The sequence below is a fragment of the Paracoccus limosus genome, from assembly GCF_009711185.1.
GTDB classification, from domain to species: domain Bacteria; phylum Pseudomonadota; class Alphaproteobacteria; order Rhodobacterales; family Rhodobacteraceae; genus Paracoccus; species Paracoccus limosus.
The window spans coordinates 235,499-255,525 of the sequence record NZ_WMIF01000001.1; the positions used below are offsets into that span (position 1 = coordinate 235,499).

Below are 20,027 nucleotides of genomic sequence, written 5' to 3' on the forward strand. Positions count from 1 at the left end.
TCACTTGATATTCGTTTCGCCGGCGGGGCCGGCAGCTTCTGGCGCAAGCGATTGCGCGACACGGGCGGCAAGGCGGTTGTGGAAACCGGTCTGCGCCAGTTGGAACGCCAGCTTGATCGCGGCTGAAACGCCGGTCGCATCGGCCGAGCCATGCGATTTCACGACGGTGCCGTTCAGACCAAGAAACACCCCGCCATTGACCCGGCGCGGGTCGATGCGCTTTTGCAGCCGCTTGAGCGATGTCATCGCCAGCAGCGCCGCGAATTTGGACAGGATGGAATTGCCGAAGGCCTGTTTCAGCAGGTCGGCGATCAGCTTGGCGGTGCCTTCGCCGGTCTTGAGCGCGACATTGCCGGTAAAGCCGTCAGTGACGATGACATCGACCCGATCCGAGGGCAGGTCGCTGCCCTCGATAAAGCCGACATAGTCGAAATTGGCCGATTCGGCCGTAGCCGGCATCAGCTCATGCGCCTGTTTCAGCTCGGCGCGGCCCTTGTGTTCCTCGGTGCCGACATTGAGCAGCCCGACGCGCGGCCGGGCCAGTCCCAGCCCGTTGCGGGCATAGGAGGCGCCCATCAGCGCATAGGTCAGAAGATCCTGCGCATCGGCGCGGATATCGGCGCCCACGTCCAGCATGACGTTGAAGCCATGCGGATTGCGCGAGGGCCAGAGGCAGGCGATGGCTGGCCGGTTGACGCCGGGCAGCTTGCGCAGGCGCAGCATCGACAGCGCCATCAGCGCGCCGGTGTTGCCGCAGGAAACCGCGACCGTCGCCTCGCCATTGCGCACCGATTCCAGCGCCGACCACATCGACGTGCCTTCGCCGCGCCGAAGCACCTGGCTGGGCTTGTCATCCATGGTCACGACGCCCTGGGCATCGCGAATGTCGCAACGCCCGGCCAGATCGCCGCGACGGGCGATCAGCTGTTCCAGCTGGGCCTTGGGCCCATGCAGGATGAAGCGGATGTCGGGATTACGCTCGGCGCTTTCGGCAATGCCGGCGACAACGGCAGCCGGGCCGCGGTCGCCACCCATGGCATCGACGGATATCACCACGCTGCCCCTATTGTCCGGGGCGCGCGTGCCGGTCTTGGTCTCTGCCAAAGTCATCGCCGCGGTCGATCCGCTTAGGCCGCGTCGTCGTCCAGATCGACTTCGTTGGCCTGAGCCACGACCTCACGACCATCGTAATGACCGCAGGACGGGCAAACGTGGTGCGGGCGCTTCAGCTCGCCGCAGTTGGTGCATTCGTTCGGGTTACCGGCGACCAGTGCGTCGTGCGAACGGCGCATGTTGCGGCGGGACCGGGTAACTCGGTTCTGAGGGACGGCCATGTCTCAACCTCAAGGGGTTCGGGGGGCAACCGCAGGGCGGCCCCGGGTGTATCGGGTCTGGGGCGGGGCATAGGCCAATAGGACGCCGACCGCAAGGCGCGAAACTGCATTTGCGCGCCAGGGGACAACGGTCCGGGTCATCCCCCGCCGGTCGAATGAAGGCGGCAAAATAGTCGGGTCTGGCGATTTTGCAAGGAGAATCTTGCCGTGGCGCCGTCGGACGCAGCGGCGCGGGCAAAGCGGCGCGAGGCGCGCCGCTGCCTCCGGCGGGGATATTTGGGCACGAAAGAAACCTGCGGGAAAGGCCGGGGGCCGGGCGCGCGTCCCGGCCGGGACAGGCGCCTATTTGCCGAGCTTGGCGTGGACTTCGTCCAGATCGACCTCGGCCTTGGGGTATTTGTTGTCGGGGTTGTCGAAGTCGTATTTGAAGAGCTGGAAGTCCTTCTTGTAGATCTCCCAGATCAGGTGGCGCGACAGATCGTCGAAGTATTCGCTGATCTTATGGGCGCGCTTGGGGCCGTGGCCTTCGGATTCGTTGAACTTGGGCACGTCGTTCACGTCCAGCTTGACCGGGGTCGGGGCTGCGTCCAGCACCTTCTGCATGCCTTCGTTGAATTTTTCGGTGAAGAAGATCTGGTCGTAGCGACCGCCGTTGACGATGAAGGTCGAGATATGGCCGGACATGGCCGACCAGTGGATGTCGGGCTCCATCGGGCGGCGCCAGCGGATGGTGTCGCGCGCGAAGAGCAGGAAGCGGCGGAAGCTGGCGATCTGGTCGAAGTCGAAATCGTTTTCCGGGCTGCCGACGTCGATGCCGTAGCGCTGGATCAGCTGCGGCACCAGATTGCCGCGGTAGCGTTTGCCGTTGCGCTGGATCCCGGCGATCTTGTCGAAGAACGACGACAGGATGCGGCCATAGGGGTTGCGCACACAGGTGAAGGTCAGGGCGCTATGCGCCTTGACGCTGTCCTCGATCGCCTTCTGGCTGTGGTCCTGGTTCCATTTGTGCAGGCCGGTGGTCGCGTCATGGATGTCGCCGTCGAAATAGCGGCCGTGGTCCGAGAAGAACATGATCTGGCCAATGGACGAGCACGCGCATTTCGGGACGACACGATAGACCATGCTCTGGCTCTCGGTCATCCATGTTCCGGGGAATCCCATAGTCACATTCCTTGTTCGCGGCGCCCGTCGGGTTGCCGACCCTGCCAAAATCGTTACAGACAAATCAAATCACCGGGCGAGATTCAACCGCGTGACGAGGTTTCGGGGCGAAAGACGGGATCAACGGGTAAATGGCGCGCATTGCCTTCATTCTGCTCTGCCACAAGGATCCCAAGGGCATCATTGCCCAGGCCCGGCGGCTGACCGCGACCGGCGACTATGTCGCGATCCATTTCGATGCCCGCGCGAATCCCAAGGATTTCGAGGAGATCCGGCAGGCGCTGCTGGACAACCCTGGGGTTGTGCTGGCCAATCGGCGCTGGAAATGTGGCTGGGGCGAGTGGTCTCTGGTCGGCGCAACTCTGGATACCGCGCGCGCGGCGCTGGAGGCGTTTCCGCAGGCGACGCATTTCTACATGCTGTCGGGCGACTGCATGCCGATCAAATCGGCACAATACGCCCATGGCTTTCTGGACGCCGAGGACTGCGACTATATCGAGAACTTCGATTTCTTCGAATCGGACTGGATCAAGACCGGCTTCAAGGAAGAGCGGCTGATCTATCGCCACTGGTTCAACGAGCGCACCCGGTCAAAGCTGTTCTATGCCAGCTACGAGCTGCAGAAGCGCTTCAAGATCACGCGCGAGGTGCCTTCGGACATTCAGGTGATGATCGGCTCGCAATGGTGGTGCCTGCGCCGGCAGAGCCTTGAGAAGGTGATCGCCTTTTGCGACAGCCGGCCGGATGTCGTGCGATTCTTTTCGACCACATGGATCCCGGACGAGACCTTCTTCCAGACCATCGTGCCGCATGTCGTGCCCAAGAAAGAGCTGCGCGCCCGCACGCTGACCTATCTGATCTTTACCGATTATGGCATGCCGGTCACCTTCTACAACGACCATTACGACCTGCTGATGGGGCAGAACTATCTGTTCGCCCGCAAGATCAGCCCCGAGGCGATCCGGCTGCGCGAGCGGCTGGGCGCGCTTTGGGCGGCCTCGGGGGTGCATTTCCCGATCTCGAACGAGGCGACCGGGCTCTTTCGCTTCATGACCGGGCGCGGGCGGATCGGCCGGCGCTTTGCCCCGCGATTCTGGGAGGTGGACGGCAGTCTGGGCCGGCAGAACGCGTTGCGGCTGGTGGTGGCCAAGAAATGGCATGTCGCCAAGCGCCTGACCGAGGCGATCCGGCGGCACACCGACATTCCGGCCGTGGATTACCTGTTCAACGAGGTCGAGGCGCATCTGCCCGATCTGGGCGGGGTCGAGACCACCGTGTCCAAGCGCGAGCATCACCGCCGCGCCCTGCTGAAGCTGTTGTTCGAGCAATTCGAATCGAACCGGCTGGTGATCTGTCTGGACCCCTCGGCGCTGCACCTGATTCAGGACCTGTGCTCGGACAAGGCCGATACGCGGGTGCTGCTGATCGATTCGCATTTCGACGACGCCTATTTGCGCGGCCATATCCGGCGCGTCGGGCTGGCCGGTTCCGAGACCTCGGCCGAGGTCGTCGAGCGGCTGATTCCCACCGTGCGCGCCGATCTGGAACATGAGGCCGAGCGGCTGCGCGATGCCGATCTGGACGCGCTGCAATCCATCGCGCCTTGGCGTCCGGCCGATGACAATGCCGCGCAGCTGGCCCAATTCCTGGATGTGACGCCCGAGATGGCGCATCAGATCCTGGCTGCCGAACATCTTTTCAGCGACTGACAGGGAAAACAGATGCCTGCCTATGATCCGACGAATATCTTTGCCCGCATCCTGCGCGGCGAGATCCCCAACAAGACCGTGCTGGAAACCGAGCACACGCTGGCCTTTTACGACATCGCGCCCAAGGCGCCGGTGCATGTGCTGGTGATCCCCAAGGGTGCCTATGTCACCTATGACGACTTCGCCGCCCATGCGTCCGAGGCCGAGATTGTCGATTTCCACCGCGCCGTCGCCCACATCACCCGCGAGCTGGGGCTGGATATGGAGACGGGCCAAGGTTTCCGCGCCATCACCAATGCCGGTGAGCACGGGCTGCAGGAGGTGCCGCATTTCCACCTGCATATCCTTGGCGGCCACCCGGTCGGGCCGCTGGTCGCGCCGTTCTGAGCCCCGCGTGGCCCTAGGGCCGCGAGGTCAGCTGCACGAAGACATCTTCGAGATCCGGGGTTTCCACCGCGACATCCCGGATTGGCAGGCCCGCGCCATGCAGCGCCGCGATCAGCGCATCGGTGCTGAGCCGCGAGGGCGCATAGCTGATCGCCAGCCGCCCGTCGGGGCGCCGCTCGGCCCGGGCGCCTTCGGGCAGCGGCGGCAGGGCCGGTTCGGCGGCGGTCTGCACGATCAGCGTCTTGGAATCGGCGCGGCCGAGCAGGGTCGCGGTATCTTCGCAAAGCACCAGTTCGCCCCGGTCGATGATGGCGATGCGGTCGCACATGTCCTGCGCTTCTTCCAGGTAATGCGTGGTCAGGATGATGGTCATGCCCTGCTGGTTCAGCTTGCGGACATTGCGCCACAGCATCTCGCGCAGCTGGATGTCGACGCCGGCGGTGGGCTCGTCCAGCACGAGGATCTGCGGGCGGTGCACCAGCGCCTTGGCCAGCAGCAGCCGGCGCTTCATCCCGCCCGAGAGGTGGCGCGAATAGCTTTCGGCCTGATCGGTCAGCCCGACCAGTTCCAGAAGCTCGTCGGTCCAGCGTTCGTATTTGGGAACGCCGTAGAGCCCCGCCTGCACCTCAAGGCTGGCGCGCGGCGACAGGAAGGGGTCGATGTTGAGTTCCTGCGGCATGACGCCGATGGCGGCGCGCGACTGGCGCGGGTTCACATCCTGATCAAAGCCCCAGATCGTCACCTTGCCGGCGGTTTTGCGCACCAGCCCGGCAAGGATATTGATCGTCGTGGACTTGCCCGCGCCATTGGGGCCGAGCAGGCCAAAGATCGAGCCCGCCGGAATGGTCAGATCCAGCCCCTTTAGCGCCTGTTTGGGCGGGGCGGCGCCAGCTGCGGCATAGGTCTTGGTCAGGCCGCGGATCTCGATGGCATTCGCGGTGTCGATTGGTTGCTGGGGGGCTGGCATCGCGGCTCGGCTGTCATTATGATCGCCCCCGGTTTAACCGCGTTTGTCGTCAAAGCTCAAGGAACCACCATGACCCGTCCGGCCCCAGAGATCCAGACCGTCACCTCCTGGAAGGTGGCTTGCGATGGCGACGAGTCGCGCGGGCTGGGGCATCCCCGCGTCTGGCTGGCGATCCCGCAGGACAGCGGCTGGGTCGAATGCGGCTATTGCGACAAGCGTTTCGTCATCGACCGCGCCCACGCCCACAGCGATCACTGATCGGGTGATGCTTGCCGCATCGCAGGCATGCGGGGCGTGGATTGGCCCCGGCGTGGTGCGGGCGGCTGCCTCCGGCGGGGGTATTTGTGAAATGGCGAAAGCCGGGCCGGGGTTGGCCCGGCGATCCGTTCATGGCAGAAGGTGCGCCTGATCCGGGACAAGGGGGCGCTTCATGGACGGGGTTTTCGGCAAGGGCCACCATCTGCATCTGATCGACGGCTCGGCCTTTATCTTTCGGGCCTATCACGCGCTGCCGCCGTTGACGCGGAAGTCCGATGGGCTGCCGATCGGGGCGGTCGCCGGCTTTTGCAACATGCTGTGGAAATATGTGCAGGATGCGCGCGGGGCGGATGCGCCGACCCATGTCGCGGTGATCTTTGACCACAGTTCCAAGACCTTCCGCAACGAGATCTATCCGCTTTACAAGGCCAACCGCCCCGAGCCGCCCGAGGATCTGCGCCCGCAATTCCCGCTGACGCGCGAGGCGACGCGGGCCTTCAACATCGCCTGTATCGAGACCGCGGGCTATGAGGCCGATGACATCATCGCCGCGCTGTCCTGCCGGGCGCGCGATGCCGGCGGGCGCGTCACGATCATCAGCAGCGACAAGGATCTGATGCAGCTGGTCGGCGGCGGCGTCGAGATGCTGGACCCGATCAAGGGCAAGCCCATCGGTCCCGACGAGGTGCGCGAGAAATTCGGCGTCGGCCCGGAGCGGGTGGTGGATGTGCAGGCCTTGGCCGGCGATTCGGTCGATAACGTGCCGGGCGCGCCGGGCATCGGCATCAAGACCGCCGCGCAGCTGATCGAGGAATTCGGCGATCTGGAGACGCTGTTGGCGCGGGCGGGCGAGATCAAGCAGCCCAAGCGCCGTCAGACCCTGATCGACCATGCCGAGCAGATCCGCATCTCGAAGCGGCTGGTGGAGCTGGATTGCGACACGCCGCTGGAGTTCGGGCTGGAGACGCTGGAGGTGCGCGATCCCGATGCCGAGGCGCTGATCGAATTCCTGAACCGGATGGAGTTCCGCACGCTGACCGGGCGCGTGGCCGAGCGCTTTGGCGCGGCTGCCCCGGCGCCGGTGGTGGTCGATGCCCCTGCCGCCGAGGCGGGGGCCGCGCTGCCGCCGATCGATCGCAGCCGCTATGAGGTGATCCGCGACATGGCGGCGCTGACCGGCTGGCTGGCCGGGATCGCCGACACCGGCATCGTCGCCTTTGACACCGAGACCACTGGCCTTGACGAGATGGCGGCGGAACTGGTCGGCGTGTCGCTGTGCACCGGCCCGGGCCGGGCCTGCTATATCCCGCTGGGCCATGTCGGCGAGGGTGCGCCGGGCGATCTGTTCGGCGGGCCGGTTCTGGCCGAGGGACAGATCGACCGCGCGCAGGCGCTGGCCGCCCTGAAGCCGATGCTGGAGGACGATTCGGTCCTGAAGATCGGCCAGAACATCAAATATGACGTCAAGATCCTTGCCCGCGCCGGCATCCGCGTGGCGCCGGTCGATGACACCATGCTGATGTCCTATGTGCTGAACGCCGGCACGCATAACCATGGCATGGACGAGCTGGCCGCGACCTATCTTGGCCACGCCTGCGTGCCGATCAAGGATCTGATCGGTTCGGGCAAGGCGCAGATCGGCTTTCAGCAGGTCGCCATCGACAAGGCGGCGGAATATGCCGCCGAGGATGCCGAGGTGACCTGGCGGCTGTGGCACCATTTCCGCCCGCAGTTGTCGCGCGAGCGGGTCTCGACCGCCTATGAGCTGTTGGAGCGGCCGATGGTGCCGGTGCTGGCCGAGATGGAGATGGCGGGCATCCGCATTGACGCCGATCACCTGCGCCGCATGTCCAGCGCCTTTGCCCAGCAGATGGCGGGCTTGGAGGCCGAGATCCACGAGCTGGCCGGCGGGTCCTTCAACGTCGGCAGCCCCAAGCAGCTGGGTGAGATCCTGTTCGAGCGCATGGGGCTGGCGGGCGGCAAGCAGGGCAAGACCGGCGCATTCTCGACCAGCGCCGAGGTGCTGGAGGATCTGGCCGCCGAAGGCCATGACCTGCCGGCGCGGGTGCTGGACTGGCGCGGGCTCTCCAAGCTGAAATCGACCTATACCGATGCGCTGCCCTTGCATGTGAACTCTGAGACGGGCCGCGTGCACACCAGCTATTCAATCGCCGGGGCGCAGACCGGGCGACTGGCCTCGACCGATCCGAACCTGCAGAACATTCCGGTCAGGACCGACGAGGGGCGGCGCATCCGCGAGGCCTTTGTCGCCGGGCCGGGGATGCGGCTGGTCAGCCTTGACTACAGCCAGATCGAGCTGCGCATCCTAGCCCATGTCGCGCGGATCCCCGCACTGGTGCAGGCGTTCCGCGACGGCATCGACATTCACGCCATGACCGCCAGCCAGATGTTCGGCGTCCCGGTCGAGGGCATGGACCCGATGATCCGCCGCCGCGCCAAGGCGATCAACTTTGGCGTGATCTATGGCATCTCGGGCTTTGGTCTGGCGCGCAACCTGCGCATTCCGCGGGCCGAGGCGCAGGCCTTTATCGACACTTATTTCGAGCGTTTCCCCGAGATCCGCGTCTATATGGACCGCACCGTGGCCGAGGCCAAGCAGGACGGGTTCGTGCGCACCCTGTTCGGGCGGCGGATCAATACGCCGGGCATCAACCAGTCGGGTCCGGCGGCGGGGGGCGCGCGGCGGGCCGCGATCAACGCCCCGATCCAGGGTGCGGCGGCCGACATCATCCGGCGCGCCATGATCCGCATGCCGGCCGCGATCCGCGACCTGCCGGCCAAGATGCTGCTGCAGGTGCATGACGAGCTGGTCTTTGAGGTCGAAGAAAGCGCGGTGCCCGAACTGATCGCGCGGGCGCGGCAGGTGATGGAAACCGCCGCCGAACCGGCGCTGCAACTGGACGTGCCGCTGATCGTGGATGCGGGCACCGGCCTGAACTGGGCCGAGGCGCATTGAGGATCCGCCGCCCTCCACGCCGATCAAGGCGCGGGAGGGGCGGCGCAACCGTCAGATTGCCGGCGAATGGCCCGAGGCGGCCAGATCATAGGCGTCGAACATGCGCGCGATCATGCGCGTCAGCGCCTGACCTTGCGGCAGGATCGTCAGGCCGGTTTCGTCCAGCGCGACCATGCCGGTAAAGCGTTGGGCGACCGGGGCCAGCCGCGCGGCCAGCGTCTCGGCGGTAAAGCCATGATCGCGGATGAATTCCTGCGCGTCGATGCGGAAATCGCACATCAGTGCCTCGATCATCCGGGCGCGCCAGATATCCTCGGCGCTGAAGGCATGGCCGCGCCGGGTCGAGAAGCGGCCGGCCCGGATCGCCTCGACATGGGCACCGGTCGCCGGGGCGTTCTGGGCGTATCCCTGCGGAAAGCGCGAGATCGACGAGGCGCCGAGCCCGATCAGCACCGGCGCCTGATCGTCGGTATAGCCCTGGAAATTGCGCCGCAGCTTGCCCAGCCGTTGCGCCGTCGCCAGCCCGTCGCCGGGGCGGGCGAAATGGTCAATGCCGATTTCCTGATAGCCGTCCATCAGAAACAGCTCGCGCGCGGTCTGGAACAGGCTCAGCCGGTCGGGCGCGGCGGGCAGGGCCTCGGTGGGGATCATCACCTGCCGCTTGGCCATCCACGGCACATGCGCATAGCCGTAAAGCGCCACCCGGTCGGGCGACAGCGCCAGCAGCTTTTGCACGGAATCGGCGATGCGCTGGTTGTCCTGATGCGGCAGGCCATAAAGGATGTCGGCATTCAGGCTGGCGATGCCACGTTCGCGGATCAGGTCCACCGCGCGGCGGGTCAGCTCGAAGCTTTGCTCGCGGCCGATGGTGCGCTGGATCTCGGGGTCAAAGTCCTGCACCCCGATCGAGGCGCGGCTGAGCCCGGATTGCGCCAGCGCGTCCATGCGCTCGGCGTCGATTTCATTGGGGTCGATCTCGACCGAGAATTCGGCCCCCGGCGCCAGCGGAAAGGCGCTGAGCACGGTATCGGCCAGCCGGCGGATCAGGTCTGCCGGCAAAAGCGTCGGGGTGCCGCCGCCCCAATGCAGGCGCGACAGCGTCACGCCGGGGGCAAGGGCGGATCGCAGCAGGGCGATCTCGGCCAGAAGCGTTTCGGCATAGGCGCGCACCGGCTTGTCGGATTGCGTGCCCTGCGTGCGGCAGGCGCAGAACCAGCACAGCTTGCGGCAAAACGGCACATGCAGGTACAGTGAGATGCTGGCCCCGGCGGGGATTGCCGCGATCCAGTCCTGAAACTGGGCGGTCCCGACGGCAGGTGTGAAATGCGGCGCCGTGGGATAGCTTGTGTAGCGTGGGACCCGCGCGTCAAAAAGCCCCAAACGCTCAAGTTGCGATTGCTGTGTCATGCCGTTAATCTAGGCGGAACAGGAGCCCCTTTCCTTGACCCAGATCAATATGCCCGCTGATGCAGCTCTTATTGCGTCGCAGCAAGCCTGCGACATCTGTCCGGTCCGCTATCGGGCCGTCTGCGCGCATTGCGAGGCCGACGAGTTGGGCGAATTGGAAAGCACCAAGTTCTATCGCACCTATCAGGCCGGGCAGGTCGTGGTCTGGGCGGGCGACCGCATGGATTTCGTGGGCTCGGTGGTCTCGGGCATGGCCGGGCTGACCCAGCAGCTTGAGGATGGGCGCACCCAGATGGTGGGGCTGCTTTTGCCCAGCGATTTTCTTGGCCGTCCGGGCCGCGCCGTTGCCGCCTATACGGTGACCGCGACCAGCGATCTGATCCTGTGCTGCTTCCGGCGCAAACCCTTTGAGTCCCTGCTGATGGCGCGCCCGCGCATCGCGGGCCGGCTGCTGGAGATGACGCTGGACGAGCTGGATGCGGCGCGCGACTGGTTGCTGCTTCTGGGCCGCAAATCGGCGCGGGAAAAGATCGCCTCGCTGCTGGTCATTCTGGCCCGGCGCGAGGCCGCGCTGATCAAGCGTCCCGCCGAGGGGCGCATCACCATCGAGCTGCCGCTGACGCGCGAGGCCATGGCCGATTACCTTGGCCTGACGCTGGAAACCGTCAGCCGCCAGATGAGCGCGCTGAAGCGCGACGGGGTCATCGTGCTGGAGGGCAAGCGCCGCGTCGTCATCCCCAGCTTTCAGGATCTCGTTGTCGAAAGCGGGGACGACTCGGACGGCGGCATACCGAACTGATGCCGCGATGGCGCCTTAGCGCGCCATCAGCACCGGCACTTTTGCCTTTTCCAGCATGTTGCGGGTCGCACCGCCCAGGATCGCCTGACGAAAGCGCGAATGGCCATAGGCCCCCATCACCACCATATCCGCAGCGATCTCGGTGGCGCGATGGTTCAGGATATCGCTGATTTGGGGCAGGGTGCGCGCCAGCACCGCAATCTCGGCTTTGACGCCATGGCGGGTCAGCATCTGGCAGAGCGCGCCGCCCGGATCGGACCGCTCGGGCCCGTTGGGCGAGGGATCGACCACGGTGATCTCGACGGCATCGGCGGCCTGCAGCAGCGGCAGGGCGCGGCGCACCGCAGCCATGGCCTCGGTCGACTGGTTCCACGCGATCAGGATGCGCTTGCCAAAGGGTTCGCTCAGCTCGCCCGGCACGATCAGCACCGGGGCCGCGCCCTCGAACAGCGCGGCTTCGGTGATCGCCTCGGAATCGATGGTGGCATCGGGGCCATAGGGACGCGAAAGCACCACCAGATCGCTATAGCGCGCCCGCATCGCCACCAGTGTCGAGAGCCCGCCCACCTGCGCGACGGCGCTGTCTACGGACCAGCGGATGTCTTCGGGGTTCAGCCGCTCGCGCACCTTTTCTTCCAGCTCGCTGGCGGCGCCGACCGCCTTGTCGATGGTCTCTTGCAGGATATAGGCCGAGGCCCCGGCATAGTAATAGCCCGTCTGGCTGTGATCGACGCCCAGGCAGAACACGTCGAGATGCCCATTCTCGCGCCGGGTCATGGCGATCGCCGAATCAAGCTGTTGCTTCTGATCGGCATTGGTCAGCACGGTCAGGATGGATTTGTAGCCCATCGTCCCCTCTCCATTGGATTGCCGGCGGCGACCAAGGGTGCGCCGTGTGGCATAGGCCCAGCTTACACCTGTTTTGCGCCCCTGAATTGACACAGATCAAAGTCTCGCGATCACGTGAGCATTATTCTTGCCGATGACAGATCGCACGCCCGGCCGTCAGGGTCGGGACGGGTGCAGAGTAAGGGACAGAGAAACCTCATGTTGGATACCATCAAGCTGATAGCGCTTGGGGCGATTGCGGTGCTTGCCGCCATCGCCGCGAACTACGCGCGGCCAGATGACCCCGCCTATCTGGTCAGCGCGCTGATTGTCATGCTGGTTGCCAGCGTCATGTTCATCCGCGTGCTGCGCCAGATGGGGAATGCGCAACCCTCGCTGGATCCGGCGCCGCAGACCGAATATTTCGATTCGGTGGTGCGCGCGGGCGTGACGGCGACCGCCTTCTGGGGCGTCGTCGGCTTTCTGGTCGGCGTCGTCATCGCCTTTCAGTTGGCCTTCCCGGTGCTGAACTTCAGCGATTACACGATGGGCTACACCAACTTTGGCAAGCTGCGCCAGCTGCACACCAGCGCGGTGATCTTTGCCTTTGGTGGCAACGCGCTGATCGCGACCTCGTTCTACGTCGTGCAGCGCACTTCCGCGGCACGGCTCTGGGGCGGCAATGCAGGCTGGTTCGTGTTCTGGGGCTACAACCTGTTCATCGTGCTGGCGGCGACCGGCTATATCTTGGGCGCCACCCAGTCCAAGGAATACGCCGAGCCGGAATGGTATGCGGACTGGTGGCTGACTGTGGTCTGGGTCGTCTATCTGGCGGTCTTCCTTGGCACGATCCTGAAGCGCAAGGAACCGCATATCTACGTCGCGAACTGGTTCTATCTGTCCTTCATCGTGACCATCGCGATGCTGCATATCGTCAACAACCTGTCGGTGCCGGTCAGCTTGCTCGGCTCGAAATCGGTGCAGGTGTTCTCGGGCGTGCAGGACGGCTTGGTGCAATGGTGGTATGGCCACAACGCCGTGGGCTTCTTCCTGACCGCCGGGTTCCTCGGCATGATGTATTACTTCATCCCCAAGCAGGCCGAGCGCCCGGTCTATAGCTACAAGCTGTCGATCATCCACTTCTGGGCCCTGATCTTCATGTATATCTGGGCCGGTCCGCACCACCTGCACTATACCGCGCTGCCCGATTGGGCCACGACGCTGGGCATGGTGTTCTCGATCATGCTGTGGATGCCCTCGTGGGGCGGCATGATCAACGGCCTGATGACGCTTTCGGGCGCATGGGACAAGCTGCGCACCGATCCGGTGCTGCGCATGATGGTCGTCGCAGTGGGCTTTTACGGCATGGCGACCTTTGAAGGTCCGATGATGTCGATCAAAGCTGTCAACTCGCTCAGCCACTATACCGACTGGACCATCGGCCACGTGCACTCGGGCGCTCTGGGCTGGAACGGCATGATCACCTTTGGCGCGCTTTACTACCTGACGCCGCGCCTGTGGGGTCGTGAGCGGCTTTATTCGGACGCGCTGGTCAGCTGGCACTTCTGGCTCGCGACCATCGGTCTGGTGCTCTACGCGGCCTCGATGTGGGTCTCGGGCATCATGGAAGGTCTGATGTGGCGCGAGGTCGATGCGCAGGGCTTCCTGGTCAACGCCTTTGCCGACACGGTTGCAGCCAAGTTCCCGATGAACGTGGTGCGCGCATCCGGTGGCGTGCTCTATCTCAGCGGGGCGCTGATCATGTGCTACAACCTGTGGGCCACCGTCGCCAAGCAACCCAAAACCCATGCGACCGCCATCGCGGTCCCGGCAGAGTGAGGGCGGATCATGGCCATCCTTGAAAAACACAAGATCCTTGAAAAGAACGCCACGCTGCTGCTGGTCTTTTCCTTCCTGGTCGTCACCATCGGCGGTCTGGTCGAAATCGTGCCGCTGTTCTACCTGCAGAACACCATCGAAAAGGTCACCGGCGTGCGGCCCTATACGCCGCTGGAGCTGAAGGGCCGCGACATCTATGTCCGCGAGGGCTGCTATGTCTGCCACAGCCAGATGATCCGGCCGATGCGCGACGAGGTGGAACGTTACGGCCATTACAGCCTGGCGGCTGAATCGATGTATGACCACCCGTTCCAATGGGGGTCGAAACGCACCGGGCCGGATCTGGCCCGTGTCGGCGGCCGCTATTCGGATGAATGGCATATCGACCACCTGACCAACCCGCAGGCGGTGGTGCCGGAATCGATCATGCCGAAATACGGCTTCCTGCGGAACCGGATCATCGACCCGTCGAACATGAAGGAACGTCTCAGCACCGATGAGATGGTCGGCGTGCCCTACAATGACGAGATGGTGGCCAATGCCATCGCCGATTTCCGGGCTCAGGCCGATCCCGATGCCGATGCCTCGGGGCTGGATGCGCGCTATCCCGGCGCCCAGCAGCGCAACTTCGACCGCAAGCCCGGCGTGTCCGAAATGGATGCCCTGATCGCCTATCTGCAAGTTCTGGGCACGATGGTCGATTTCTCGACCTTCGAGCCGGACCCGACGCGCTGAGGAGGGGACATGGACCGCTATACGCTGCTGCGCGAACTGGCTGACAGCTGGGTGCTGCTGAGCCTGGTGCTGTTCTTTGTCGGCTCTTGCGTCTTTGCCTTGCGGCCCGGCACCCGGGCACTGCATCGCGATGCCGCCGAAAGCATCTTCCGCAATGAGACAAGGCCCGTCGAAACGGGCGAGAAGGAAGCCGAGTGATGTCCGAGGACGACAAACGCACGAGCCACCCTGATGCCGGCGCGCCCGATGCCGCCAGCCCGGAAAACGCCGACAACCGCATCGAACTCGGGCGGCTGGCCGCCGATGAGGCCCATGAGGCCAGCATCGCCGCCAACCCGCCCGAGGGGCCCGACGGCGAGCCGCTGCACAAGCCCGCAGCGGTCCAGACCCGCGTGGTGCGCGACCGCAAGGGCGTGCGCCACAAGGTCGAGGTGCCCTCGACCGGCCACAGCTGGGACGGGATCATGGAATATGACAACCCGCTGCCGCGCTGGTGGCTGTGGAGCTTTTACGCCACTGTCGTCTGGGCGGTGGGCTATGTCATCGCCTATCCGGCGATCCCGCTGCTGAACCACGCCACCACCGGCGTCATCGGCACCACCTATCGCGGCGAGGTCGCCGCCGATATCCAGCGTTTTGCCGAGGCGAACGCCCCGATCCAGGCCAAGCTGGTGCAGACGCCGCTGGACCAGATCTCGGCCGATCCGGAGCTGGCGAACTATACCGCCAATGCGGGCTCGGCGATCTTCCGCACCTGGTGCGCGCAGTGCCACGGTTCGGGCGCGGGCGGCAACGCCGGCTATCCGACGCTTCTGGACAATGACTGGCTGTGGGGCGGCACGATCGACGACATCCACACCACGATCCAGCACGGGATCCGCGATCCCAAGGATGCCGACACCCGCTTCTCGGAAATGCCGAAATTCGGCACCGACGGGCTGCTGGACAATGCCCAGATCGGTCAGGTGGTCAATTACGTCCTGCAACTGGGCGGCCGGCCGCATGACGCGACGCTGGCGGCCGAGGGCAAACAGGTCTTTGCCGACAACTGCACCGCCTGCCATGGCGAGAACGGCACCGGTGACCGTGCGCAGGGCGCGCCGAACCTGACCGACGCGGTCTGGCTTTACGGTTCGGACCCGGCGACGCTGACCCGCATCGTGCATGACGGCCCCTATGGCGTCATGCCGGCCTGGGCCGGGCGTCTGTCCGAGGCCGATATCCGCGCCGTCGCTTCCTATGTCCACAGCCTCGGCGGAGGCGAGTGACACCCAGATCCATGGCCGGCCCGCCGGCTGTGGTGGCACCGACCCTCTCTTGTTCGCGCGTTTCCTGGGGGTCGGTGCTCTTGAATTCGTGGAACCTTTGCGGGGATCCCGGTCCGGGGGCGGCAGATGCCTGCCCCCGGGCGCATTTGTCCCGGGCCGTCGGGACTTGATACAGATCAAGGCAGCCAGCGATCCGGCCCCCTAGGCTGGCGCCAGCGCAAGAGGAGCCATTCCATGTCGAAAGCCGACATCGACCCGCCAAATCTATATGCCGCCCGCGAGCCGATCTTTCCGCGCCGGGTCAAGGGTCGCTTTCGCAACCTGAAATGGATCATCATGGCGGTGACGCTGGGGATCTATTACCTGCTGCCCTGGATCCGCTGGGACCGTGGTCCCAGCCTGCCCGATCAGGCGGTGCTGGTCGATCTGGCCAACCGGCGCTTCTTCTTTTTCTGGATCGAGATCTGGCCGCATGAATTCTATTTCGTCGCCGGCCTTCTGGTCATGGCGGGGCTGGGGCTGTTCCTGTTCACCTCGGCGCTGGGCCGGGTCTGGTGCGGCTATACCTGCCCGCAGACAGTCTGGACTGATCTTTTCATCCTGACCGAGCGCTGGGTCGAGGGTGATCGCAACGCCCGTGTCCGGCTGTGGAACGAACCCTGGAGCGCGCGCAAGGCCCGGCTGCGGCTGACGAAATGGACGATCTGGCTGGTGATCGCGCTGATGACCGGCGGCGCCTGGGTGTTCTATTTCACCGACGCCCCGACGCTTCTGGGCAATCTGCTGACCGGGCAGGCGCATCCGGTGGCCTATATCACCATCGCGACGATGACGGCGACGACCTTCCTGTTCGGCGGCTTTGCCCGCGAACAGATCTGCATCTATGCCTGCCCCTGGCCGCGGATTCAGGCCGCGATGATGGACGAGGAAACCCTGACCGTCGCCTATCGCGACTGGCGGGGCGAGCCGCGCGGCAAGTCCAAGGTGACCCCCGATGCCGCGCCCAAGGGCGATTGCATCGACTGCATGGCCTGTGTGAACGTCTGTCCGATGGGCATCGACATCCGCGATGGCCAGCAGCTGGAATGCATCACCTGCGCGCTCTGCATCGACGCCTGCGACGATGTGATGGACAAGATCGGCAAGCCGCGCGGGCTGATCGACTATATGGCGCTGAAGGACGAGACCGCCGAACGTGCCGGCGCGGCGCCGAAATCGGTCTGGCGCCATATCCTGCGCCCGCGCACGGTGCTGTATTTCACGCTTTGGGCCGGTATCGGCATCGCGCTGATCGTGGCGCTGTTCCTGCGCTCGCCCTTTGACCTGAACGTGACGCCGGTCAGAAACCCGCTTTACGTCACCATGGCCGACGGCGCGATCCGCAACACCTATTCGCTGCGCCTGCGCAACAAACAGGGCAAGGAACATGAGTTCGCGGTTTCCGTGACCGCTGCCGATGGCTCGGTGCCGCAGGGCATTGCCGTGTTGCTGGAAGGCCAGCCCGACGCCCGCATTCACGTGGCTCCCGACACCACCCAGACCCAGCGGCTGTATCTGACCGCCGCCCCGGGCTCGGCCATGGCCGAGGGCGGGCAGGCCGAGATCGAACTGTGGATCGAGGATCTGTCGGACGGGCTGAAAACGCATGTAAACACCGTCTTCCACGGAAGGAGCGAGAAATGAGCGCAGCGCGCGGCAAGCCCCTCACCGGCAAGACGCTGACTGGCAAGCATGTGCTGGCGATCACCTTGACCGCGTTCGGGGTCATCATCGGCGTCAACGTGCTGATGGCGGTCAAGGCTGTCGGCACCTTTCCCGGACTCGAGGTCGCTAACAGCTATGTCGCGTCGCAAAGCTTCGACCGCGACCGCGCCGCGCAGCAGGCCTTGGGCTGGAAGGTCAGCGCCGATTACGATGGCAAAGAGCTGGTGCTGGCGATCCGCGACGCCCAAGGCAACCCGGCGCGCATCCGCGACATCGCGGTGACGGTCGGCCGCCCCACCTATGTCGCCGAGGATCAGCACCCGCAGATGCGTTATGAGGGCGGGCTTTATGTCGCGCCCTTGACGCTCAAGCCAGGGCTGTGGAACATCCATGTCGTGGCGACAGCGTGGGACGGCACCGAGTTCCGCCAGCGCATCGACCATTACCACGGCAACCGGGTCCAGTAAGATGAGCGATGCTGCCTATGAGGCCCGGCTTTCCGCCTGTCCGGCTTGCGATGCCGCACCGCTGGCTCAGCGCGTTGCCGGCTCGGGCGGCACCGTCGATATCATCCTGTCGCTGCCCACGGTGCATTGCGCCGCCTGCATCAGCGATGTCGAACAGGCGCTGACCCGCCATCCCGGCGTCAAGGCGGCGCGAGTGAACCTGACCCGCCGCCGCGTCACCGTCGATGCCTCGGGCCTGACCGCCGAGGAGCTGATCCCGGTGGTCGAGCGCATCGGCTATGAGGCGCATGAACTGGATCCCGGCGCGCTGTCGGCCAGCGCCGCCGACCGGCAGGGCCGCGACATCCTGATGCGCATTGGCGTGTCGGGTTTCGCGATGATGAACATCATGATCCTGTCCATTGCCGTCTGGTCGGGGGCCGATGATGCGACGCGCGACCTGTTCCACCTGATCTCGGGGGTGATCGCGCTGCCGACGGTGGCCTTTGCCGGGCAGCCGTTCTTTTCCAGCGCATGGCGCGCGCTCAAGGCGCGGCGGCTGGGCATGGACGTGCCGATCTCGCTGGCGCTGATCCTTGCCTCGTCGATCTCGGTCTATGAGACGCTGCATTCCGGGCATCACGCCTATTTCGATGCGGCGGTGATGCTGTGCTTTTTCCTGCTGATCGGGCGCTATCTGGACTATCGCACCCGCGCCGTGGCCCGTTCCGCCGCCGAAGAGCTGACCGCGCTTGAGGTGCCGCGCGCCTTTCTGATCACGCCCGCAGGCGATCAAGCCGTGCCGGTGGCCGAGCTGCGCCCCGGCGATCTAATCCGCATCCGTCCCGGTGCCCGCATTCCCGCCGATGGCGAGATCGTCGAGGGCGGCAGCGAGATCGACCGCTCGCTTTTGACCGGCGAAAGCATCCCGGTGCCGGTGGGGCCGGGGACAGCCCTGTCGGCGGGCGAGGTCAATCTGACCGGCGCGTTGGCGCTGCGCGTGACGGCGGCGGGGCGCGACAGTTCGCTGGCGCGGCTGACGGCGCTGGTCGCGGCAGCGGAATCGGCGCGTGGACGCTATACCGGGCTCGCCGACCGGGCCTCGCGGCTTTATTCGCCGTTGGTGCATCTTTTGGCCTTCAGCAGTTTTCTGGGCTGGTATCTGGCGACGCGCGACCTGCGCCTTGCCATCAATATCGCGGCGGCGGTGCTGATCATCACCTGCCCCTGCGCGCTTGGGCTGGCGGTGCCTGCGGTGGTGACGGCGGCCTCGGGGCGGCTGTTCCGGCGCGGCATGCTGATCAAGGACGGCACCGCGCTGGAACGTCTGGCCGAGGTCGATTGCGTGGTCTTTGACAAGACCGGCACCCTGACCCTTGGCGTGCCGCAGCTGGTCAGCGCGGTGCCGCCGGAACTGCGCCCGGTCGCCTTGGCGCTGGCGCAGGGCTCTGGCCATCCGCTGTCGCGGGCGCTGGCGCAGGCGATGCAGGATCTGGGCGTGACGCCGGCTGCGGTGCAGGATCTGCGCGAATGGCCGGGGCAGGGTGTCGAGGCCGATGTCGATGGCCAGCAGGTCCGGCTGGGCCGCGCGGGCTGGCTGGGTGCGGCGCATGGCGAGGCCACGCTGTCGGCAAGCTGGCTGGCGATTGGCGATCAGCCGCCGCTGCGGCTGGATTTCAGCGACCGCCTGCGCCCGGGCGCGGCTGAGGCGGTTCGCCGCATCACCGAATCCGGTCGCCGGGTCATGCTGCTGTCGGGCGACGCCCGCCCGGTGGTCGCCGAACTGGCCGAGCGGCTGGGCATCGCCGAATGGCAAGCCGGGGTCGGTCCCACCGACAAGGCGCAGGTGGTGCAGGATCTAGGCGCGCTGGGGCACAAGGTGCTGATGGTCGGCGACGGGCTGAACGATACGGCGGCGCTGGCGGCGGCCCATGTCTCGGTCTCGCCGGCTTCGGCGCTGGATGCGGCCCGCGTCGCCTCGGATATCGTCACGCTGGGCGCCGATCTGGCCCCAGTGGCCGAGGCGCTGGATCTGGCCCGCGCCGCCCGCCGCCGCATCCGCGAAAATTTCGCGCTGTCGCTGGGCTATAACGTTGTGGCGGTGCCCTTTGCGATTGCTGGTCTGGCGACGCCGCTGATGGCGGCGCTGGCCATGTCGCTCAGCTCGATCAGCGTCACGCTGAACGCGCTGCGGCTGCGATAGGAGGT

Annotated in this window: 18 protein-coding genes; 12 read left to right on the plus strand and 6 right to left on the minus strand. The window is 65.5% G+C overall.

The features are described from left to right. The 3 genes from plsX to GL279_RS01275 all read right to left on the minus strand — a co-directional run bounded on the left by plsX (window position 1) and on the right by GL279_RS01275 (window position 2,495). A complete protein-coding gene (gene plsX / locus GL279_RS01265; protein WP_155062778.1) occupies window positions 1-1,110 on the minus strand; it encodes a phosphate acyltransferase PlsX in 1,110 nt (369 codons plus the stop codon). A gap of 17 nt (window positions 1,111-1,127) precedes the next feature. After that, window positions 1,128-1,334, minus strand: a complete 207-nt coding sequence (rpmF, locus tag GL279_RS01270) for a 50S ribosomal protein L32 (protein ID WP_155062779.1) — start codon at window positions 1,332-1,334, stop codon at window positions 1,128-1,130. A 342-nt stretch (window positions 1,335-1,676) separates the two neighbouring features. Next, window positions 1,677-2,495, minus strand: coding sequence for a sulfotransferase family protein (locus GL279_RS01275; RefSeq protein ID WP_155062780.1), 819 nt, complete (start codon window positions 2,493-2,495; stop codon window positions 1,677-1,679). Window positions 2,496-2,626: 131 nt separating this feature from the next. On the opposite strand from GL279_RS01275, the gene GL279_RS01280 reads away from it, so the two are divergent. Next, window positions 2,627-4,204, plus strand: coding sequence for a DUF5928 domain-containing protein (locus GL279_RS01280; protein WP_155062781.1), 1,578 nt, complete (start codon window positions 2,627-2,629; stop codon window positions 4,202-4,204). Between the two features lie 12 nt (window positions 4,205-4,216). Continuing rightward, the gene (locus tag GL279_RS01285; protein ID WP_155062782.1) at window positions 4,217-4,591 is read left to right on the plus strand and encodes an HIT domain-containing protein; all 375 of its coding nucleotides are present in this window, start codon (window positions 4,217-4,219) and stop codon (window positions 4,589-4,591) included. A gap of 13 nt (window positions 4,592-4,604) precedes the next feature. Here the strand turns inward: GL279_RS01285 and GL279_RS01290 are convergent, their stop codons facing one another. Beyond that, window positions 4,605-5,558, minus strand: a complete 954-nt coding sequence (locus GL279_RS01290) for an ABC transporter ATP-binding protein (protein WP_155062783.1) — start codon at window positions 5,556-5,558, stop codon at window positions 4,605-4,607. A 69-nt stretch (window positions 5,559-5,627) separates the two neighbouring features. Between GL279_RS01290 and GL279_RS01295 the strand changes: the two genes are divergently transcribed. Both GL279_RS01295 and polA read left to right on the plus strand, forming a co-directional pair. Next, window positions 5,628-5,816 (plus strand): zinc-finger domain-containing protein, encoded by a 189-nt coding sequence (locus GL279_RS01295; RefSeq protein WP_155062784.1) that lies wholly within the window; start codon window positions 5,628-5,630, stop codon window positions 5,814-5,816. A gap of 172 nt (window positions 5,817-5,988) precedes the next feature. Further along, a complete protein-coding gene (gene polA / locus GL279_RS01300) occupies window positions 5,989-8,793 on the plus strand; it encodes a DNA polymerase I (RefSeq protein WP_155062785.1) in 2,805 nt (934 codons plus the stop codon). 51 nt (window positions 8,794-8,844) lie between these two features. Here polA and hemN read toward each other — a convergent pair whose 3' ends face one another. After that, window positions 8,845-10,200: an oxygen-independent coproporphyrinogen III oxidase gene (gene hemN / locus GL279_RS01305; RefSeq protein WP_155062786.1), complete on the minus strand. Its 1,356-nt coding sequence runs from the start codon at window positions 10,198-10,200 to the stop codon at window positions 8,845-8,847. A gap of 49 nt (window positions 10,201-10,249) precedes the next feature. On the opposite strand from hemN, the gene fnrL reads away from it, so the two are divergent. Next, entirely contained in the window at window positions 10,250-10,999 is a 750-nt protein-coding gene (gene fnrL, locus GL279_RS01310; protein ID WP_155062884.1) for a transcriptional regulator FnrL, read from the plus strand. A 15-nt stretch (window positions 11,000-11,014) separates the two neighbouring features. On the opposite strand, the gene GL279_RS01315 is transcribed toward fnrL, so the two are convergent. Then, a complete protein-coding gene (locus tag GL279_RS01315; protein WP_155062787.1) occupies window positions 11,015-11,848 on the minus strand; it encodes a universal stress protein in 834 nt (277 codons plus the stop codon). Window positions 11,849-12,046: 198 nt separating this feature from the next. On the opposite strand from GL279_RS01315, the gene ccoN reads away from it, so the two are divergent. The 7 genes from ccoN to GL279_RS01350 all read left to right on the plus strand — a co-directional run bounded on the left by ccoN (window position 12,047) and on the right by GL279_RS01350 (window position 20,022). Then, a complete protein-coding gene (gene ccoN / locus GL279_RS01320) occupies window positions 12,047-13,666 on the plus strand; it encodes a cytochrome-c oxidase, cbb3-type subunit I (RefSeq protein WP_155062788.1) in 1,620 nt (539 codons plus the stop codon). A 9-nt stretch (window positions 13,667-13,675) separates the two neighbouring features. Beyond that, window positions 13,676-14,401 carry a cytochrome-c oxidase, cbb3-type subunit II gene (gene ccoO / locus GL279_RS01325; RefSeq protein ID WP_155062789.1) on the plus strand — a complete coding sequence of 242 codons (726 nt, stop codon included), beginning with the start codon at window positions 13,676-13,678 and terminating at the stop codon, window positions 14,399-14,401. Window positions 14,402-14,410: 9 nt separating this feature from the next. Then, complete coding sequence (locus GL279_RS01330) at window positions 14,411-14,599, plus strand: cbb3-type cytochrome c oxidase subunit 3 (RefSeq protein WP_155062790.1); 189 nt, start codon at window positions 14,411-14,413, stop codon at window positions 14,597-14,599. Continuing rightward, window positions 14,599-15,669, plus strand: coding sequence for a cytochrome-c oxidase, cbb3-type subunit III (ccoP, locus tag GL279_RS01335; RefSeq protein WP_246175065.1), 1,071 nt, complete (start codon window positions 14,599-14,601; stop codon window positions 15,667-15,669). The genes GL279_RS01330 and ccoP overlap by 1 nt, the downstream gene beginning before the upstream one ends. 234 nt (window positions 15,670-15,903) lie before the next feature. Continuing rightward, entirely contained in the window at window positions 15,904-17,352 is a 1,449-nt protein-coding gene (gene ccoG, locus GL279_RS01340; RefSeq protein ID WP_155062791.1) for a cytochrome c oxidase accessory protein CcoG, read from the plus strand. After that, window positions 17,349-17,840: a FixH family protein gene (locus GL279_RS01345; RefSeq protein WP_155062792.1), complete on the plus strand. Its 492-nt coding sequence runs from the start codon at window positions 17,349-17,351 to the stop codon at window positions 17,838-17,840. Before ccoG ends, GL279_RS01345 begins: the two co-directional genes overlap by 4 nt. A 1-nt stretch (window position 17,841) precedes the next feature. Beyond that, window positions 17,842-20,022, plus strand: coding sequence for a heavy metal translocating P-type ATPase (locus tag GL279_RS01350; protein WP_155062793.1), 2,181 nt, complete (start codon window positions 17,842-17,844; stop codon window positions 20,020-20,022). Window positions 20,023-20,027: the final 5 nt, after the last annotated feature.

What these genes read in the sequence shown, in the direction of transcription:
- plsX (WP_155062778.1), bottom strand. Translation starts at nt 1,110, where the DNA reads ATGACTTTGGCAGAGACCAAGACCGGCACGCGCGCCCCGGACAATAGG.
- rpmF (WP_155062779.1), bottom strand. Translation starts at nt 1,334, where the DNA reads ATGGCCGTCCCTCAGAACCGAGTTACCCGGTCCCGCCGCAACATGCGC.
- GL279_RS01275 (WP_155062780.1), bottom strand. Translation starts at nt 2,495, where the DNA reads ATGGGATTCCCCGGAACATGGATGACCGAGAGCCAGAGCATGGTCTAT.
- GL279_RS01280 (WP_155062781.1), top strand. Translation starts at nt 2,627, where the DNA reads ATGGCGCGCATTGCCTTCATTCTGCTCTGCCACAAGGATCCCAAGGGC.
- GL279_RS01285 (WP_155062782.1), top strand. Translation starts at nt 4,217, where the DNA reads ATGCCTGCCTATGATCCGACGAATATCTTTGCCCGCATCCTGCGCGGC.
- GL279_RS01290 (WP_155062783.1), bottom strand. Translation starts at nt 5,558, where the DNA reads ATGCCAGCCCCCCAGCAACCAATCGACACCGCGAATGCCATCGAGATC.
- GL279_RS01295 (WP_155062784.1), top strand. Translation starts at nt 5,628, where the DNA reads ATGACCCGTCCGGCCCCAGAGATCCAGACCGTCACCTCCTGGAAGGTG.
- polA (WP_155062785.1), top strand. Translation starts at nt 5,989, where the DNA reads ATGGACGGGGTTTTCGGCAAGGGCCACCATCTGCATCTGATCGACGGC.
- hemN (WP_155062786.1), bottom strand. Translation starts at nt 10,200, where the DNA reads ATGACACAGCAATCGCAACTTGAGCGTTTGGGGCTTTTTGACGCGCGG.
- fnrL (WP_155062884.1), top strand. Translation starts at nt 10,250, where the DNA reads ATGCCCGCTGATGCAGCTCTTATTGCGTCGCAGCAAGCCTGCGACATC.
- GL279_RS01315 (WP_155062787.1), bottom strand. Translation starts at nt 11,848, where the DNA reads ATGGGCTACAAATCCATCCTGACCGTGCTGACCAATGCCGATCAGAAG.
- ccoN (WP_155062788.1), top strand. Translation starts at nt 12,047, where the DNA reads ATGTTGGATACCATCAAGCTGATAGCGCTTGGGGCGATTGCGGTGCTT.
- ccoO (WP_155062789.1), top strand. Translation starts at nt 13,676, where the DNA reads ATGGCCATCCTTGAAAAACACAAGATCCTTGAAAAGAACGCCACGCTG.
- GL279_RS01330 (WP_155062790.1), top strand. Translation starts at nt 14,411, where the DNA reads ATGGACCGCTATACGCTGCTGCGCGAACTGGCTGACAGCTGGGTGCTG.
- ccoP (WP_246175065.1), top strand. Translation starts at nt 14,599, where the DNA reads ATGTCCGAGGACGACAAACGCACGAGCCACCCTGATGCCGGCGCGCCC.
- ccoG (WP_155062791.1), top strand. Translation starts at nt 15,904, where the DNA reads ATGTCGAAAGCCGACATCGACCCGCCAAATCTATATGCCGCCCGCGAG.
- GL279_RS01345 (WP_155062792.1), top strand. Translation starts at nt 17,349, where the DNA reads ATGAGCGCAGCGCGCGGCAAGCCCCTCACCGGCAAGACGCTGACTGGC.
- GL279_RS01350 (WP_155062793.1), top strand. Translation starts at nt 17,842, where the DNA reads ATGAGCGATGCTGCCTATGAGGCCCGGCTTTCCGCCTGTCCGGCTTGC.